The sequence below is a fragment of the Nocardia sp. TBRC8007 genome, assembly GCF_056629435.1.
Genome location: NZ_JBWSOR010000146.1, coordinates 1 through 514 on the forward strand (window position 1 = coordinate 1; position 514 = coordinate 514).

Genomic DNA, 514 nt, shown 5'->3' on the forward strand with positions numbered 1-514 from the left:
TATCGGTGATGCCCCCGACGGTGCGGGATTGGTCGGGTTCGTGGAGTTCGCGACCGAGTTGTTCGACCGGGCGACGGTCGAGGCGCTCGTGGCCCGGTATGTGTGGGTGTTGCGGCAGGTGGCGGCCACCCCGCAGCTGGCGGTGGGGGCGGTGGAGGTGCTCACCACCGCCGAACGCGACCGGTTGTTGCGGGACTACAACGCCACCACTGTGGCGGTCGATACCGATACCACTGTGGTGGAGTTGATCGAGGCACAGGCGCGGCGGTCCCCGGAGGCGGTGGCGGTGGTGTGTGCGGGGGTGGAGTTGTCCTACCGCGACCTCGACGAGCGCGCTGACCGGCTGGCACAGCTGTTGGTGGTGCGGGGGGTGGGGCCCGAGCGGGTGGTGGCGGTGGCGTTGCCTCGGTCGGTGGAGTTGGTGGTGGCGTTGGTGGCGGTGTGGAAGGCCGGGGGTGCGTATCTGCCGGTGGATCCATCCTATCCGTCGGATCGGTTGGCGTTCGTGTTCGCT

General features: G+C 69.1%; 1 protein-coding gene. It reads left to right on the forward strand.

What is annotated here, in order from left to right; genetic code table 11:
- The coding region (locus tag ACX4ZE_RS23020) for an AMP-binding protein (protein ID WP_480275556.1) at window positions 1-514 on the forward strand (514 nt) is incomplete at both ends.